This is a genomic window from Snodgrassella communis (assembly GCF_914768045.1).
Taxonomy (GTDB): domain Bacteria; phylum Pseudomonadota; class Gammaproteobacteria; order Burkholderiales; family Neisseriaceae; genus Snodgrassella; species Snodgrassella communis.
The window spans coordinates 1-16,401 of the sequence record NZ_CAJZCD010000010.1; the positions used below are offsets into that span (position 1 = coordinate 1).

The following is a 16,401-nucleotide window of genomic DNA, read 5'->3' on the forward strand; positions in this document are numbered from 1 at the left end:
TTTGCTCATCTGTTCTGCCTTTCTTCTGTTTTTCAGGATATTTGTAATGCTTTTTCAGCAACTATTTTACTCAATATATCAAACAATTTACATTGTGATGAGTCAAATATTTAGGTGATTGTTAATAATGGACATTGAATCGGCTGTTTAGTGCTTATTGGTGCCGTTAAAGAAAAACTGATTGTGGGGATTTTCTGGATTTTGAGGATTTTTTAATTAACGACTTATTTCTGGCTGCTCACTGGCAGCTTACCTTCTGCTTCCAAGCGCTGGATATAACGCGGCAAAATAACCTGCGGAATCTTGGCGCGCTCAGCCTTGATCGCATCCAGCTTGGCCTTGTTCTTGCGGTAATCCGCCATGGATTTAATGCTCGGCCGTGGTGTGCACAGTTTCTGGCTTTCGGCAAACAGTTTCCAGTGCACCGGATTACGCCCTTCTTCTATGGTGCCATAGGTGATAAATATCTGGTTGCATGGTAAGAAATGCACGGTGATATTGGCCACTTCGCCAAAATCATCACCGGCCGATGGCGGCGGTGGCGGTAAGGGGATATCGGCGGAGTAGTATTCATCATATTGTTTAATAATATTAACTTCATTTCTATCAAAACTTAATCCCGGTACACTTAATACTCTTGGTCGCCAGCCCGGATAGGGTAAAATTTTCCAGGAAATATGCATGGTCATACCCGGTGTCCATTTCGCCCGTAACGCCGCAGCACCACAAGTAGCCCCCCCCCCATAGCGTTTTTTACCGACTTCATAGTCATCAATGCCCGGTGTTTTCGGAATACAGCCGCCGCCAATACTGCCACCACTCAGGTTTTCATAGTTGTATTCAATTGCCTCTACCGGCGCAGCATACATGCGGTTTTTACCCGAGGTGATGCCAACAAAGGGCTCAAAACGGCTGGCACAGCTACTTAGTTGCCATGCTGCCAGCAGCGCCAGCCCAATCCATTTTTTGCTCATCTGTTCTGCCTTTCTTCTGTTTTTCAGGATATTTGTAATGCTTTTTCAGTAACTATTTTACTCAATATATCAAACAATTTACATTGTGATGAGTCAAATATTCAGGTGATTGTTAATGATGGACATTGAATCGGCTGTTTAGTGCTTAATGATGCCGTTAAAGAAAAACTGATTGTGGGGATTTTCTGGATTTTGAGGATTTTTTAATTAACGACTTATTTCTGGCTGCTCACTGGCAGCTTACCTTCTGCTTCCAAGCGCTGGATATAACGCGGCAAAATAACCTGCGGAATCTTGGCGCGCTCCGCCTTGATCGCATCCAGCTTGGCCTTGTTTTTGCGGTAATCCGCCATGGATTTAATGCTCGGCCGTGGTGTGCACAGTTTCTGGCTTTCGGCAAACTGCTTCCAGTACTCGCGCTGTTGTCCTTCTTCTATGGTGCCATAGGTGATAAATATCTGGTTGCATGGTAAGAAATGCACGGTGATATTGGCCACCTTGCCAAAATCATCACCGGCCGATGGCGGCGGTGGCGGTAAGGGGATATCGGCGGAGTAGTATTCATCATATTGTTTAATAATATTAACTTCATTATGATCTAGGTTCATCCCCGGTAAATTTAATCCTCTGGCTTGCCAGCCCGGATAGGGTAAAATTTTCCAGGAAATATGCATGGTCATACCCGGTGTCCATTTCGCCCGCAACGCCGCAGCACCACAAGTAGACCCCCCCCCATAGCTTTTTTTACCGACTTCATAGTCATCAATGCCCGGTGTTCTCGGAATACAGCCACCGCCAATACTGCCACCACTCAGGTTTTCATAGTTGTATTCATATGCCTTTACCGGCGCAGCATACATGCGGTTTTTACCCGAGGTGATGCCAACAAAGGGCTCAAAACGGCTGGCACAGCTACTCAGTTGCCATGCTGCCAGCAGTGCCAGCCCAATCCATTTTTTGCTCATCTGTTCTGCCTTTCTTGTGTTTTTCAGGATATTTGTAATGCTTTTTCAGTAACTATTTTACTCAATATATCAAACAATTTACATTGTGATGAGTCAAATATTCAGGTGATTGTTAATGATGGACATTGAATCGGCTATTTAGTGCTTATTGGTGCCGTTAAAGAAAAATTGATTTTGAGGATTTTCTGGATTTTTGGAATTTTTTAATTAAGGCCGCCGGGCTCAGTGGGAATAATTCAAACTTTTGGGCTAATCATGCCGATTTTCGGATACATTTGTATTATGCTTTTGGAATTTCTAATTATATAATTATGGGCAGACAACTAATTATTGTTATCTGCCCAAAGCTATTGCCGAGAATTCCTGTTTATTCCGGTTGATTCTCGCTATCTTCTTCTGATATTGCTTCTGTTACTGCGACCATTGGTTCATCACTCAAGGTGATGGCTATGCCCTGCTCGCTTAAATCAAGATGTATATAGGCGCTATTCTGTCCTTGTTGTTTTTCCATTAGCAATTGCTTGGCCAGTTCGGGCACAATTTGCTGTTGCAACATCTGTTCAAAATAGCGTACACCTAAATCATGGCCTGCTGTTGTTTGTGCCAGTGCGGCAACCAGTGCATGACTATAATGGAAAGTTACAGCAAACTGTACAGCAATTTTGGCAGCAATGTGGTCAAGCTGCTGGCGAATAATAATTTGCATGTCAGCAGCCGATAATGGACGGAAAGCCAATACGTTCATGCGTCCGAGTAAAGCTGGGGCAAGAACTTCACGAATGGGCTGATCAACCAGCTCTAACCGTGCTGGTAAATCTGCATCGGGTGCATTTTGCAAGGCTTCGCTACCTAAATTGGAAGTCATGAGCAAAATGGTGTTTTTAAAGTTGATGATGCGCCCTTCTCCATCACGCATGATGCCTTGGTCAAAAACTTGATAAAAGATGTTGAGTACATCTGGATGCGCTTTTTCAATTTCATCCAATAAAACTACTGAATAAGGGCGTTTTCGTACGGCTTCGGTAAGAACGCCACCTTTACCATAGCCTACATAACCCGGTGGCGCACCTTTAAGCTGAGCTACAGTATGTGCCTCCTGATATTCAGACATATTGATGGTAATCATGGTATTTTCGCTGCCAAATAGTGATTTGGCCAAGGCTTTGGCTGTTCTGGTTTTACCTACGCCGGAAGTACCGGTGAGCAGAAATACGCCAAGAGGCTTGTTGGCTTCTCCCAGTCCGGCTTTCTGGGTACGGATATGGTTAACAATGCTGTTAACACTGTCTTCCTGACCAATAATTTCGTTATTCAGCTGTTCAGCTAAGGTCATGAGGCGTGCAATTTCATCATCCAGCATACGACCGGCAGGAATACCAGTCCATTCACTGATAACGCTGGCAATTACTTGCTGATCTACGTCTAGGCTGATGTTTTGCTGCACTTGCTGAAAAGACTGGTTATGTGCATGTAAACTGCTATTGTCTGCACTTTGAGTACGTGCATCCAGTACAGCCTGTGCGGCTTTCTGCTCCTGAGCAAATTTTTGTTTTTCTTCTTCTATTTGCAGATCCAATTGTTGTAGCTGTTGCTGGCATTGCTGCATGCGTTCGCTATCTATGCTGTGTCCAAGCTGGCTATCTTGTTGCAAACGTTCGATTTCTTCTTTAAGTGCGCTGTGCAGGGAGATTTGTTTAATCAGGTTTAATGGCAGGGTTTGCAGGCCAAGTCTGACTTTGGCAGCAGCTGTATCAAGTAAATCAATGGCTTTGTCTGGGAGCTGGCGATCTGGCAAGTAGCGGCGAGATAATGTAACGGCAGCTTTGATGGCGTCATCTTTAATGTGTACCTGATGATGTTCGGCATATAATTTGGCAATGCCGCGCAACATCTGGCAAGCTTTTTCATCGTCTGGTTCGTCAACTTTAACGGGCTGAAAACGGCGCTCAAGTGCGGCATCGGTTTCAAAGTACTGTTTATATTCTGACCAGGTGGTTGCAGCTATAGTGCGTAACTGACCACGGGCAAGTGCCGGTTTAAGCAGGTTGGCCGCATCAGATCCACCAGCCTGATTACCGGCACCGATAATGGTGTGTGCTTCGTCAATGAACAAGATGGTAGGTTCTGGTGCATGCTGAATGGCTTCGATTACGGTTTTCAGGCGCTGTTCAAATTCGCCTTTCAAGCCGGAACCAGCCTGTAACAACCCCATGTCTAAAGCTACTATATGGGTATTTTTCAGATGGCTGCCAACTTCATCATGCGCAATTTTAAGTGCCAGTCCTTCAACCAGTGCGGTTTTGCCTACTCCGGGCTCGCCTACCAGTATTGGATTATTTTTACGCCGGCGGCTAAGGATATCTTCTATCTGGCTGATTTCTTCATCGCGGCCAAAAATCGCATCTATATGCCCTTCTCTGGCTCTTTGAGTTAAATCAATAGTAAAGCGCGACAGTGCTTCCAGCTCGGCTGGGGATTGTTTGTCCTGTAATTTGCTGCTATTGAGAGACGTCTGCGTAATATCAGACTCAACGGATTCTGCTGTTTTGCTGGTAACATCGGTATCCGATGCAAAGATGCTATCATTTTGGGTATTTGCTTCAACTGAGTATTTATCAAGCCAGCGTCCTGCTTCGGCCAGCTGTCCGGCTCTAAAAATGAGTAATTGCCATAGATCGGTAAGGGTAAAGATGCTGGGTATTTTCTGAATAGCTTCAAGCAGATGTAATGAACGAACTTCTTCCTGCCCATGTTCTATTGAGGCTAACATCCATGCCTGTTCAATCCATTTTAGTAATGCTCGCGATAATTCAGGTTTCTGTGGTATACGCTGCCATGGTAATTTGTCCAATCCGATGAGCAAATCATCCCACAGGCGGTTAATGTTGATTTCATTCTGACGCAATAAGAGATTCAGGTCGTTATTATCGGTTTCAAGCAGTTTGACAAGAAAATGTTCAGGTAATATTTCCTGATGTCCGCGGCTCAGGCAGAAGTTGGCGGCTTCGTTTAGTGCTCTGGCACAATTTTCATTGAGTTTTCTTAATAATTGCATTGAATCTTTCATTGCGGCTCCAGCAAATACTTAAAAAGGCGCACGTGTTCGTGCGCCTTGGGTTAATTAAAATTAACGGTTTTCTACCCAGCTATCAGAATGAACAATGTTGCCATCCTTATAGGCCCAGGTAATTTTTTCGTAACGCAATTCCACTTCTTCAAGATGGTTATAGCGTTCTTTGCTAATTTCTTTAATGTTGTGCATTTTGGGACGCACAGCTACTACTTTCACATTTTCAAGCAAGGTGTTGAAATACTCTTTCTCCTGCCCTGCATCGTCAATGCGATACCATTTAAACTCCAGAGTTTTGAGGTTCTGGCCATTGGTTACAGCTTTGTACAGATATGGTGAGGAAGCATCATATTCTTTTACAAAAGAAATGGGCTTGTGAACACGGGTACCAGTAAGTTTACCGGTATTGCCATCAGTAGGAATGTAAACTTCATGGTCGAATGCCAATACTTCTACTGAACCTTCACGATCCTGTACGGTTACTGAACCTTTAACTTCTGAACCACCGTCATCTTTGATCCATAAATATGCTGGAATTGCCATAGGAATATCCTTGTATGAGTTAATAAACATTACTTCAGTCGGTATGGTTCATATCGACTAAGGTAATTTCGACACGACGATTTTTACTACGCCCTTGTGGGTCATCGTTGCTTGCTATGGGTTTACTATCCCCATATCCCTGTACGGTAAAATGGTCTTCGGGAAAGGTTGATGCATTGATGAGCCATTCCCGCACCGCTTCAGCTCGGTTAAATGATAAAGTTTTATTACTGGCAGCATTACCGGTGTTGTCGGTATGACCATCTATCAGTACTCTTTTATTCGGGTTTGCCTGCACCCAGGTCAATACACCCTGTAAAACCAATTTGGCATCTGTTTTCAGTTTGCTCTGCCCTACATCGAACAAAGCTGTAGTATCAAGGCTGATAATTTGTTTCTTCTGTTTTTCCAGCTGGAAAGTATTTATATCTTTATTGATAACTGGTAATAATTGGGTTGTATGATATAAACCAAATCCCATTTTTGAAGGTTCGCCAAATGTCATGTAATCCTGTAATGTCTGCTGAATAAGCTTTAAGTTTTTAATGCTGTCAAGGCGTTCGTTTTCCATGTGCAGAGGTATTGCTATGTATTGCTGGTGCGCGGCAATAACTTCCTGCAGCCATTTTTTATTTTCTACAAAGGAATATGTTGTACCAATCAGGCAGAAAAGCAGAAACCAGTTAATTCCATAACACAGGTATTTTGTTCCTTTACTTAAATAACGTTGACGTACAAAGTTGCTTTCGATAACCGGAAAATTTTTTAATCCGGTTATGGTAGAAGTATGGGTAGGAGTAACCAATCCGGTTGTTGCAATTTCAAATTTGCGCCAGTCTGCATTCTGGTTACTGTTAAAGCTGTTTAACCAAACACATGCAACCAGATATATTGAATTACGATATGGTTTTTCTGGCAACAGATTTTTAATTACATACTGAATAAGCCATTGCTGATTCAGATAAAGTGTGGATACAGTTGTATAGCTTAAATGCTCGGGATGCTGGGGGTTTAGCGCAGCACAGTTATCCAGTTGTTTTTGCAGGAATTCAAAATATTCTTGGATGTTATTTCGCTGCCGATATAACTGGTTATCAATGTTTTGTGGCCAAAAATCCAGATTATTATTCAGCAGGTCAGTATGGATACCGAGTGTTAATGGCAACCGGCGTTTGTATAAAGCCTGAACTGTTTCGATTTCCTGCCTCCATTGTGAAATTCTCTGTTCAAGTGCTGCCACATGTGAATATCTGTCTGGATTAAGTATTAACAATATACCGCTTGCTATTTTATTCTGCTTATCTAAAGCCTGATAAATGTTTATTAACTGAGCACAGTCTTCTACTCTGATCCATACGGAATCCCGCAGTAATCTCCAATGTTCGGAAGAATCAATCCAGTCTGATAAATCATCTCCAGCTACCAATATTACGCGCTGTGATTTTGGAATAGTATGCAGATTGGTTATGTTTTGCTTTTTAATCCAAAATTGGTTTTGATACCATAAAAAACCGCAGATCAGCACTATCAGTATACTCAGACAGATTTTGACTACCCAGTATATATCCCAGATCTGCCATACAAAATAAAGTGAAAGGCAAGCAATCCAGACTAGTAGTAATGTGTAATAAATACGTTTACTCATTGGGTACCTTATCCAATACTGGCAACCAGATTGCTGAGATATTTGTTAAGCACCAGATATACTACTATGGTAAAAATCAGTAGTACCACGCTCCAGATGATTGCTGAGAAGGAACGAAAGGTAACAGGGCGCAATTTTCGACGAGTCGCAATGGAGGGCATGGTTATTTCCGGCAGATGCGAATCTATCTTGTTAATTAGTTCATTACGCATATGATTTTTTTCAAACAAGTATTTACCATTGAATCCAAGTGCAAATATAAGTTGCCAAATACTTAATAGCCAAAAAGATGGATCCGGCTTGTGCAATTCGGTTTGGATATCTTCAAATAACTGTATACCAGCATCATATTCACCGAATTGTGACACTTGTAATGGACTGCTTTCCCAAATGAGTTTATTTTTATTATCCAGAAACCGTAATGCCAGTTCATCAACTAGAGCATACAGCGCATAACGTATTTGTTCACGAATATGATCTGGCAAATTATTTTCACTCAATTTTTGATCAAAATCTGTGACAATATGTACAGCTATTAGCTGCACTTCATCTACATTCTGAATGGCATGTCCCATATTTAATCGTGTAACAAACAAAATATAATTACGCAGATGCTCCCGTACGTAATCTGGAATCTGGTTATTCTTCATTTGGCACCGCATATAATTCGATATTTAATCCATCAAATGAATTAGGAGAATAAATACAGCATGATTTAGCTGCTATCATGGCTTTAAATCCTGGATGTGATTTATCCAATGCAAAATAGGTTGCCTCTGAGCGCATAGGTAATGCACTAGGTAAACGCTGCATCATTCGTAAAGGTATGCCATTGGAGGCAGACGGCAAAATGCGTTCAACATCATCAGGTGCACCGATTTTACATAACCTTGGAAAGCGTTCCTGTAATTCATACAATGGAACACTGGCACGCACAGAAATGTAATAATCTGCTTCTTCGTTTAGGCGTGCATCCTGTAGATGCCCAATCCAGCGAGTATTTCCTACTTTTTCCAGATCAATTAGTACTAGAACTGTAGGTATAACAGTATCCAGAAGCTCTAAAAGCATTTCATTGAGCCCAATGAATGTTGTACTCAGATTAAACGGATCGTACTGAGGTATGTCTTTAATATCTGATTCAATTGAAAACGACAACAAGCTACCCACTAGACGTGCCAGTAACATGTAATAATGTTCTGGAGCCATGTTGTTATGTGTTTGCAACAGTACCATTTCTGGTATGGACTGATTAAGTAGGTTTAACAGCCAGAATAATGAGATATCGGATACAAGAAAATCTGCTGATTGCTGGCTACGCTCTTTGCGCAATGAGCCAAGACGCTGGCTTTTATTCAAGAGAAGCGGTATTTGTCTGGACAGCATTTCCATTAAAAATGTGTTGCTGCCAATAAAGAATACTGGCGGTACATATTGTGTATCAAGCTGCCAGATATTACTTTGAGTTTTAATTAGGCGCAGAATAGGTATCGCTAGAAAATTCTGACGATTTTCATGCGAGAATTTGAGGCTGAAATTTAATCGTTTCTCTGCAATTTCTGTTTGTTGGTTGCCGTACAAATCTGTTACGGCAATAAACTGTTTTGAAAACCGTAATGGCGCATTACTGCTGTTCTCAAGCAGATTACTGCCTACTGTATTGAGCTCTGGTAAAGCCAGATATACTGTAGTCTCAAGTATGTCCTCAGGTATCTGCGATAAATCACGAGCTGGTGGTAAGAATTGCATTTGCCGAGAATCAAACCATGTACCATCCTGAAACGAAACAGCACAATCCGATAATTTTAGTTTTTTTAACGCTAAACTATCGTTATCTATATCGATACGTATTACCCCCCAAGGCATAATTCGTGTGCACTGCATTATGCTATATGAATTAGCCTGTTGTAATAATTCCTGTTGCTGAAAAATTTGCGGTAATAGTAAGGTACCTTCGTACCAAATCGGATTGATGATTTTCAACTTACAACCTGTTCTAATTGTTTGGATTATTTACATTTAGCTATTGATTGTCTGGATAACAATCTGGCACCACAGCTGGTTTTCATATTTTCCAGCGCTATCGGACGCCCCTTTACTGTTAATTGCTGGTCGCCCTCTACGATGAAATGAATACCTGTACATTTTGGACAACTAACTTTATCGCCTTTACGTGCTATTGGCCGTCCTTCTATATTGACGAGTGGATCACCTTCAAGCACAACTCCACCGTGAGTGGTGGTGTCTCCTTTACAAATAATCGCACGTGACATTTAGTTATCCTTTGTTTAGTTATCTACCGATAGAAAACTATCGGTAGATTTTCTTCTCAAGCTAATGCTTATTTTTTAGATTTTGGCATTTGTGATACCAGAGAAAGGTTAATATCCATACCCTCAATCTGGAAATGCGGAATTACAAATAATTTAATTTTGAAGAAACCCGGATTATCTTCTATATCCTCGACAACCACTTTAGCCTGACGTAATGGGTGTGAAGCCTGTAATTCATCACTTGGATCGGTCATTTCTGTAACCAAATTTTGAATCCAGTTATTCATTTCCACTTCCAGAACACGCCGGTCTTTCGTCATACCAATGTTTTCGCGCTGGATCAGCTTTAGGTAATGAGCTAAACGAGATAGCAAGAAAATATAAGGCAGACGTGAGTTAATACGGCTATTGGCTGTGGCTTCTTTAGTATCGTATAACGCTGGTTTTTGAGTTGAATTTGCTGAGAAGAAGCACGCAAAATCATGATTTTTATAGAATGATAGGGGTACAAAACCTAAATTAGCGAATTCAAATTCTCGTGTTTCAGGTATTAGTACCTCTGTTGGGATCTTCATTTGTGCGCCAGAACCCAGATCGTACAAGTGGATGGGCAGATTTTCAATCAGACCACCGGCCTGCGGACCACGAATTTGTACGCACCAACCATTTTTAATGAAGCTTCTGACCATGTTGGCTGCAAATGCAAAGGTAGCATTAGACCACAAGTAACGATTGTGATCTGGCCCTTTTACTTCTTCACTGTAATTAAAACTGCGCACTGGCACGGTATCACTACCATAAGGCAAACGTGCGAGAAAACGAGGCAAAGTAAGACCTATATAACGAGCATCATCAGTATTGCGGAAGCTATTCCATTTGATATATTCAGCACGGTCAAAATAGTTACCTATATCTTTAATTGAGGCAACTTCTTCCATTGTTTCTTTGCCAAAAAATTCTGGTCCAACTGAGCCGATGAATGGCATATGAGCGGCAGCAGAAACCTTTGAAATATTTCTCAGCAGCTCAATGTCCTGAGGCGAACGGTTAAACTCATAAGCCGAGATAATTGACGCAAATGGCTGCCCGCCCGGGGTATCATATTCATTGATGTAAGTATGTCTGTACAGACCACTTTGAATAACTTCTGGAGAATCTTCAAAATCACGAATCAACGCTTCTTTGGAAACATCCAGTACATCAATCTTGACGTTCTGGCGAAAATCGGTGCGATCAACCAAAAATTTTAAACCACGCCAAGTACTTTCAATTGCCTGAAATTCGGGGTGATGCAAAATGTTGTCAAGCTGGTTACTGATTAATTTGTCCAGTTTGGCAATATGAAAATCTAATAATGATTTGTCCAGTCTGTCTACTGTTTGAGAGCTGTCCTGAATCATTTTCAAAAATACGTTTATTGCTACTGAAATGCGTTCATTTGTGGCAGATTCAGATAAGGCTGTATTGTTGGTGTAATGGTCAAAAGTTGGCGCTTTCGATACAGTATTCAGATTTATTTTGTCAAACAATGATTCATATACTGAATGTTGAACAGCTTTTGCTGCCTGAGTGGAGCTGCTATCTTGCATATTTTTTTGCATTCTTAAATTCCTCTACGGTATTTATTCTTTAGAGATGATAGGTGAGATTGCTTCCAGCTCTTTACGCAACTCATCAGAAAGATTTTTATCTTGCAGAATTTTTTCTAGCTCTTTCCGTAAGACGGCATTATCAAGAATATTGGATTTCAAATCTCTTAACAGGTTACGCATAGCCAGTAATGATTTGAGCTCAGGGACTTGCTGAACAATCTGTTCAGGATGAAAATCCTTCATAGATTTAAAATCCAGATTAACTGGAATTTCGGAATCATCGTCAGCCAGAGCATTAGGTACAGACAATTTTACGGTGGGATTCATTTCTGCTAGAACAGCATCAAAGTTATTTTTGTTAATTGAAACTTTTTCCCGTTCTGCCAATGGTGTATCACTTTCGGTGAAGCTGAAATCGCCTGCAACCAATAAACGCAAGGGTAATTCAACCTGTTTTTTCGCGCCACCAGTATGTAAATCCAGTTTAATATTGACACGTGCTGGTGGTACTTCGTTTTGGAAGCTTTCTGACATGACTACTCCTTATTGATATTTAAATATTGATAACAGACAAAAGTCATTACCTTAAATCATTTTAACGCTTTATATCGGATTATATGAAAATTTTCAACAATATTTGTATAGTAATTTTCATGTTAATTTAATATTCGGATTAAAAATAGTCATTATTAGCACTATAATAGTGCCAAATAATTTAACCATATGTTTATTTTTACTCATTTTTAGTTAATAGTAAATAAGTTTATTTAAAATATTAAGGAATTAATTATTACTTGTTGTAGCAAGAATTACAATTGTCGTTTTTTTACAAAAAAATTGATGTTGGCGTTTTGATGGTCTCACTTTTAATATTTGTCATTTCCAACAGGATATTTTTTATCCTTTTTAAGTATGTAAATGTGAATTTTATTTAAAAGTTTAATTTCCACAAGGTGATATGCTGTGTAATTACTCCACCTTTAAATATTAGATCAGGCTTATCCAAATTCAAAGTTTAATGTATTAGTATTCAAATAGTTACTTAGGAAATAGAATTAACAAATCATTTCCATGACTTTAACTATAAGATGGCAATTAGGTATTATTATTCAACCATAAGTACACTATTGGCTTTTTCTTAAATGCCTTTACCCGGTATATTGCTGCAACTGTTTCAATATTTTGCGACTAATTATGCCTTCTGGCAGACGAAAATCAAGAAGCATGCGGGTAAGACGGATTGCTTCTGAATGCCATTGTGGCTGAGCAGCCAGTGTCTGTGAAGTTAAGGCATTAAGGGTATGACCATGGACGATAATGCCGTTTTCTTGTGCAGACAGCTCTGCCTGCATTAATAAAACTGGTGCATGTTCGGCGCGTAACCAGTAACGTTCATAATCAATAATTGCCCGCCCCTGATTATCCTGACTGATATCAGGTGCCACACCCAAAGCGCGTAGTAATGACCATTCAAAATACCGCAAAGCTGATAAATGTTCACCGCCAGTAATACTTTGTAATGCAGTATGCAACGCAGTATAAACTTGAGGTAAAGGATCTTCGCGGGCAGTCAGTTTCAGCACCAATTCATTGACATACAGGGCACTGAATAGAGCCTGATCCTGTGGCTGCCGCCAGCCGCCTACCCACTCAGCACGATGCAAGGTTTTCAGTTCATTATTGCCATACCAAGATAACTGTAAGGGCACAAACGGAACAAGCACACCACGTAACTCACTTTGCCGGCGCCGGGCACTGCGAGCCAGCATCACTACTCTGCCATAATCACGAGAAAATATTTCAATTTGCAGGCTACTTTCACTCCACGGGCGGGATGTAAGTAAAAAGGCGGCTTGATGATTAATACGGTTCGCAGACATGACCAGTTTTTACATCGGATAGAAAAGTGATTAATTATAGCCTGATACGGCATGACAATTGACCCTGTATGGGAAAAAGCGGATAATCAATGCAATAACAGATACTTTATTTTAGGCAGCCGGCTGCAATATAGCAGGCTGCCTAAAAATATTCAAAACTATCAGGAAAGTTTGCACACTCATGAAAGCACCTGAATTATTATTGCCTGCTGGCGGACTGGAACGGATGCGTGCCGCATTTGACTACGGCGCTGACGCTGTTTATGCAGGTACGCCACGTTATTCATTGCGTGCTCGCAATAATGAATTTGCTCATCTGCCCATATTGGAACAGGGAATTACTGAAGCACATGCTCGTGGCAAAAAATTTTTTCTGGCCAGCAATATTCTGCCACACAATGCGAAACTGAAAACATATCTGGCGGATATGGAACCAATTATTGCCATGCGGCCAGATGCACTGATTATGGCTGATCCCGGGCTGATTATGAAAGTGCGTGAAAAATGGCCGGAAGTACCGATACATCTGTCTGTTCAGGCCAATACCACTAATGCATGGGGAGTGCAGTTCTGGCAAAGTATCGGTATTGAGCGGATTATTCTGTCGCGAGAGCTGAGTATTAATGAGATTGCTGAAATTCGTCAGCAATGCCCAGATATCGAGTTAGAAGTATTTGTTCACGGTGCTTTATGCATTGCCTATTCCGGCCGCTGTCTGCTTTCCGGTTATTTTAACCACCGCGACCCTAATCAGGGTACATGTACCAATGCCTGCCGCTGGGATTATAAGGTACATAATACGATGGATAGCGACAATGGTGATGCGCAGCTATTGCGTGATTTTGATTTTAAACAGGCGCAAAGTCTGGCTGAAGATACCTTGTTAGGTCTGAATGAGCAGCAGCGGCATCCGCTGGCAAATAAGGTGTATTTAATTGAGGAAGCAAACCGCCCGGGTGACATGATGCCCATTATGGAAGATGAGCATGGTACCTATATCATGAATTCCAAAGATTTACGTGCGGTAGAACAGGTAGCGAAACTGGCGGAAATCGGTGTGGATTCACTGAAGGTGGAAGGTCGAACCAAATCCGTATACTATGTTGCCCGTGCGGCACAAGTGTACCGCCGTGCCATTGATGATGCGATTGCTGGTAAACCTTTTGATTATGCGCTGCTGGCTGAACTTGAAGGCTTGGCTAATCGCGGTTACACCACTGGCTTTCTGGAACGTCATCAGACTCAGGAATATCAGAATTATCTGTCGGGTCATTCTTTATCAAAACAAAGCCAGTATGTTGGCAAGGTAACAGCTATAGATGCTGATGGCTGGGCAACAATTGAAGTAAAAAATAAATTCAGTGTTGGCGACCAGTTGGAAATTATTCACCCCAGCGGTAATCAAATTATCCTGTTGGAAAAAATGACGCGTAAGGGATATCCAGTGGAAGTGGCCGCTGGTAATGGAATTGAAGTACAGATTCCACAGATGCAGGGTAAAGACAATGCGCTGATTGCTCGCATCATTAATCAAACCGCAGCAGCTTAAAAGCAAATTTTAAAACGCCATAGGCTTGTAAGACTATGGCGTTTTTATTGTTTGTGCGGATATGGATAAGGAGCTATTGCCAGCCGTGTAAATGCTGCCTGATAAGTGGTGCTAATACTTCTACCCATTCATGCTCACTATTCAAGCACGGAATATACTGAAATTGTTTTCCACCATGTGCCAGAAAATCTGCTCTACCGCGAATATTAATTTCTTCCAGTGTTTCTAGACAATCTGTCACAAAACCCGGGCAGACTATATCAAGACTGCTTATTCCGGCCTGTGGTAACTGGACCAGTAAATCCTGTGTACTTGGACCTACCCATGGCGCGTAACCAAAACGGCTTTGGAATGCCTGCCGATATTCACTTTCTTTTAAACCAAGTTCCGCCACGAGCAAACGGGTTGTAGTGGTGCAATGCTCAACATACTCATCCCCGGCCAGATGTTGCGCCTGTGGAATGCCGTGGTAACTCAGTAATAAATATTGCCCTCGCCCGTGCTTCTGCCAGTATGTCTGAATATGACTGGCCAGCGTTTGGATATAATTATTGTCTGCATGAAAGCTGGTGATGCTGCGTACCGCCATTTGCACACGCTGCCTGAGCATCACCCGCCAAACCTGATCAAGTGCAGCACCACTACTGGAACTTGCATACTGCGGATATAGCGGCAACACCAGCAAATATTGCACACCTTGTTGTTTCATCTCCTGCAAAACATTAGCCACGCTAGGCTGACCATAAGTCATGGCAAAACGAGTAATAACGCCCTTGGGCATGATTTTGGCTAAAGCAGTAGTAAGTGCCTGAGTACCAATCAATAGTGGTGAACCATTATCCTGCCAGATACTGCTGTAAGCATGGGCGCTTTTACGCCCGCGCACAGGCAGAATAATCCCACGCAAAATCATCTGCCATAGAAAACGTGGTAATTCTACCACGCGCTGATCAGATAAAAATTCACGCAGATAAGGGCGTACAGCCTGAGCTGTGGGTGCTGTAGGTGTACCCAGATTCAGTAACAGAACGCCTATAGCCGTTTTCGGTGTTTCTGGTTCGGAAAGAAATAATTTCGACATAATTTTGCAACAACTGATTATCAGGAAAATCCCGCACCAGTATAGCCGATATCATTTACTTCATATTATTTATATCCTTTTTTCTGCATAATGTATTTGTAAATATTAATATTTCAAAAGCAGCCTGCATTGGCGTAAGTTACGCTAATAAATTAGAAATCGCTGTATTTTACTGCCAAACCAGTCAACTTTTATTCTTGCCAAAGCGCCTGAAAAGCCTTAACTATTTTTTCCGGTTCGGCCGCCTCTGTAACTGCCCGTACCACAGCCAACGAGCTTACCCCTGTCGCCAGAACTTCGCTGGCGTTACTCAAATCAATTCCGCCAATCGCTACTGTAGGCATACTACCGGCCTGTGAAACGTATTGTCTGAGCTTGTCCAGACCCAGCGGTTGGCTAGGCATAGTTTTGGTTTTAGTGGGGAAAATTGCGCCACAAGCTACATAACTTGGACTTACAGCCAGTGCTTTTGCCAACTCTTCAGAAGAATGAGTGCTCACGCCTAGCCGTAAACCTGCACTCTGAATCATGATCAAATCAGCACTTTCCAAGTCCTCCTGTCCCAGATGCACGCCATAGGCACCACAGTCTACAGCCTCCCACCAAAAATCATTGATAAATAATTGAGTAGGGGAATCTTTTGCATAAGCTACACTGCGCTCAATTTCACGGTACAATGCTGAACCAATCGCGGTTTTATTACGTAGCTGTACCGTATTGGCACCTGCATCCACCATTCGTGCTACCCAATCGGCAGAAGGAACAACTGCGTAAAATTTCAGTGGCGCAACTATAGGTAAAAATGAATTTGAATACATAATTTACTCCT

14 protein-coding genes are annotated in these 16,401 nt (G+C 41.7%); 1 reads left to right on the plus strand and 13 read right to left on the minus strand.

Translation table 11 applies throughout. From position 1 onward, the window contains the following. Positions 1–224: 224 nt before the first annotated feature. The 11 genes from MJ761_RS09135 to recO form a co-directional block, all read right to left on the minus strand. Complete coding sequence (locus MJ761_RS09135; RefSeq protein WP_239392911.1) at positions 225–974, minus strand: DUF3304 domain-containing protein; 750 nt, start codon at positions 972–974, stop codon at positions 225–227. A gap of 215 nt (positions 975–1,189) precedes the next feature. Continuing rightward, positions 1,190–1,939, minus strand: coding sequence for a DUF3304 domain-containing protein (locus MJ761_RS09140; protein ID WP_239392910.1), 750 nt, complete (start codon positions 1,937–1,939; stop codon positions 1,190–1,192). A gap of 367 nt (positions 1,940–2,306) precedes the next feature. Beyond that, positions 2,307–5,006 (minus strand): type VI secretion system ATPase TssH, encoded by a 2,700-nt coding sequence (gene tssH / locus MJ761_RS09145; RefSeq protein ID WP_093093517.1) that lies wholly within the window; start codon positions 5,004–5,006, stop codon positions 2,307–2,309. A 60-nt stretch (positions 5,007–5,066) separates the two neighbouring features. Continuing rightward, positions 5,067–5,552: an Hcp family type VI secretion system effector gene (locus MJ761_RS09150; protein ID WP_093093515.1), complete on the minus strand. Its 486-nt coding sequence runs from the start codon at positions 5,550–5,552 to the stop codon at positions 5,067–5,069. Positions 5,553–5,586: 34 nt separating this feature from the next. After that, entirely contained in the window at positions 5,587–7,197 is a 1,611-nt protein-coding gene (locus MJ761_RS09155) for an OmpA family protein (RefSeq protein WP_093093513.1), read from the minus strand. Between the two features lie 8 nt (positions 7,198–7,205). After that, the gene (locus MJ761_RS09160) at positions 7,206–7,847 is read right to left on the minus strand and encodes a DotU family type IV/VI secretion system protein (protein WP_176715105.1); all 642 of its coding nucleotides are present in this window, start codon (positions 7,845–7,847) and stop codon (positions 7,206–7,208) included. Beyond that, entirely contained in the window at positions 7,837–9,180 is a 1,344-nt protein-coding gene (gene tssK / locus MJ761_RS09165; RefSeq protein ID WP_176715104.1) for a type VI secretion system baseplate subunit TssK, read from the minus strand. The genes MJ761_RS09160 and tssK overlap by 11 nt, the downstream gene beginning before the upstream one ends. Positions 9,181–9,206: 26 nt before the next feature. Continuing rightward, a complete protein-coding gene (locus tag MJ761_RS09170) occupies positions 9,207–9,470 on the minus strand; it encodes a PAAR domain-containing protein (RefSeq protein ID WP_093093507.1) in 264 nt (87 codons plus the stop codon). 68 nt (positions 9,471–9,538) lie between these two features. After that, positions 9,539–11,071 (minus strand): type VI secretion system contractile sheath large subunit, encoded by a 1,533-nt coding sequence (tssC, locus tag MJ761_RS09175; protein WP_093093505.1) that lies wholly within the window; start codon positions 11,069–11,071, stop codon positions 9,539–9,541. A 21-nt stretch (positions 11,072–11,092) separates the two neighbouring features. After that, positions 11,093–11,596, minus strand: a complete 504-nt coding sequence (tssB, locus tag MJ761_RS09180) for a type VI secretion system contractile sheath small subunit (protein ID WP_093093503.1) — start codon at positions 11,594–11,596, stop codon at positions 11,093–11,095. Between the two features lie 614 nt (positions 11,597–12,210). Further along, positions 12,211–12,942 carry a DNA repair protein RecO gene (gene recO, locus MJ761_RS09185; protein WP_093093501.1) on the minus strand — a complete coding sequence of 244 codons (732 nt, stop codon included), beginning with the start codon at positions 12,940–12,942 and terminating at the stop codon, positions 12,211–12,213. Positions 12,943–13,123: 181 nt separating this feature from the next. Between recO and trhP the strand changes: the two genes are divergently transcribed. Beyond that, complete coding sequence (trhP, locus tag MJ761_RS09190; RefSeq protein ID WP_093093499.1) at positions 13,124–14,491, plus strand: prephenate-dependent tRNA uridine(34) hydroxylase TrhP; 1,368 nt, start codon at positions 13,124–13,126, stop codon at positions 14,489–14,491. Positions 14,492–14,564: 73 nt separating this feature from the next. On the opposite strand, the gene hemH is transcribed toward trhP, so the two are convergent. Further along, on the minus strand, positions 14,565–15,572 hold the full coding sequence (gene hemH, locus MJ761_RS09195; protein ID WP_093093497.1) for a ferrochelatase: 1,008 nt from the start codon (positions 15,570–15,572) through the stop codon (positions 14,565–14,567). Between the two features lie 191 nt (positions 15,573–15,763). After that, complete coding sequence (gene thiE, locus MJ761_RS09200; protein WP_093093495.1) at positions 15,764–16,390, minus strand: thiamine phosphate synthase; 627 nt, start codon at positions 16,388–16,390, stop codon at positions 15,764–15,766. Positions 16,391–16,401 lie beyond the last annotated feature (11 nt).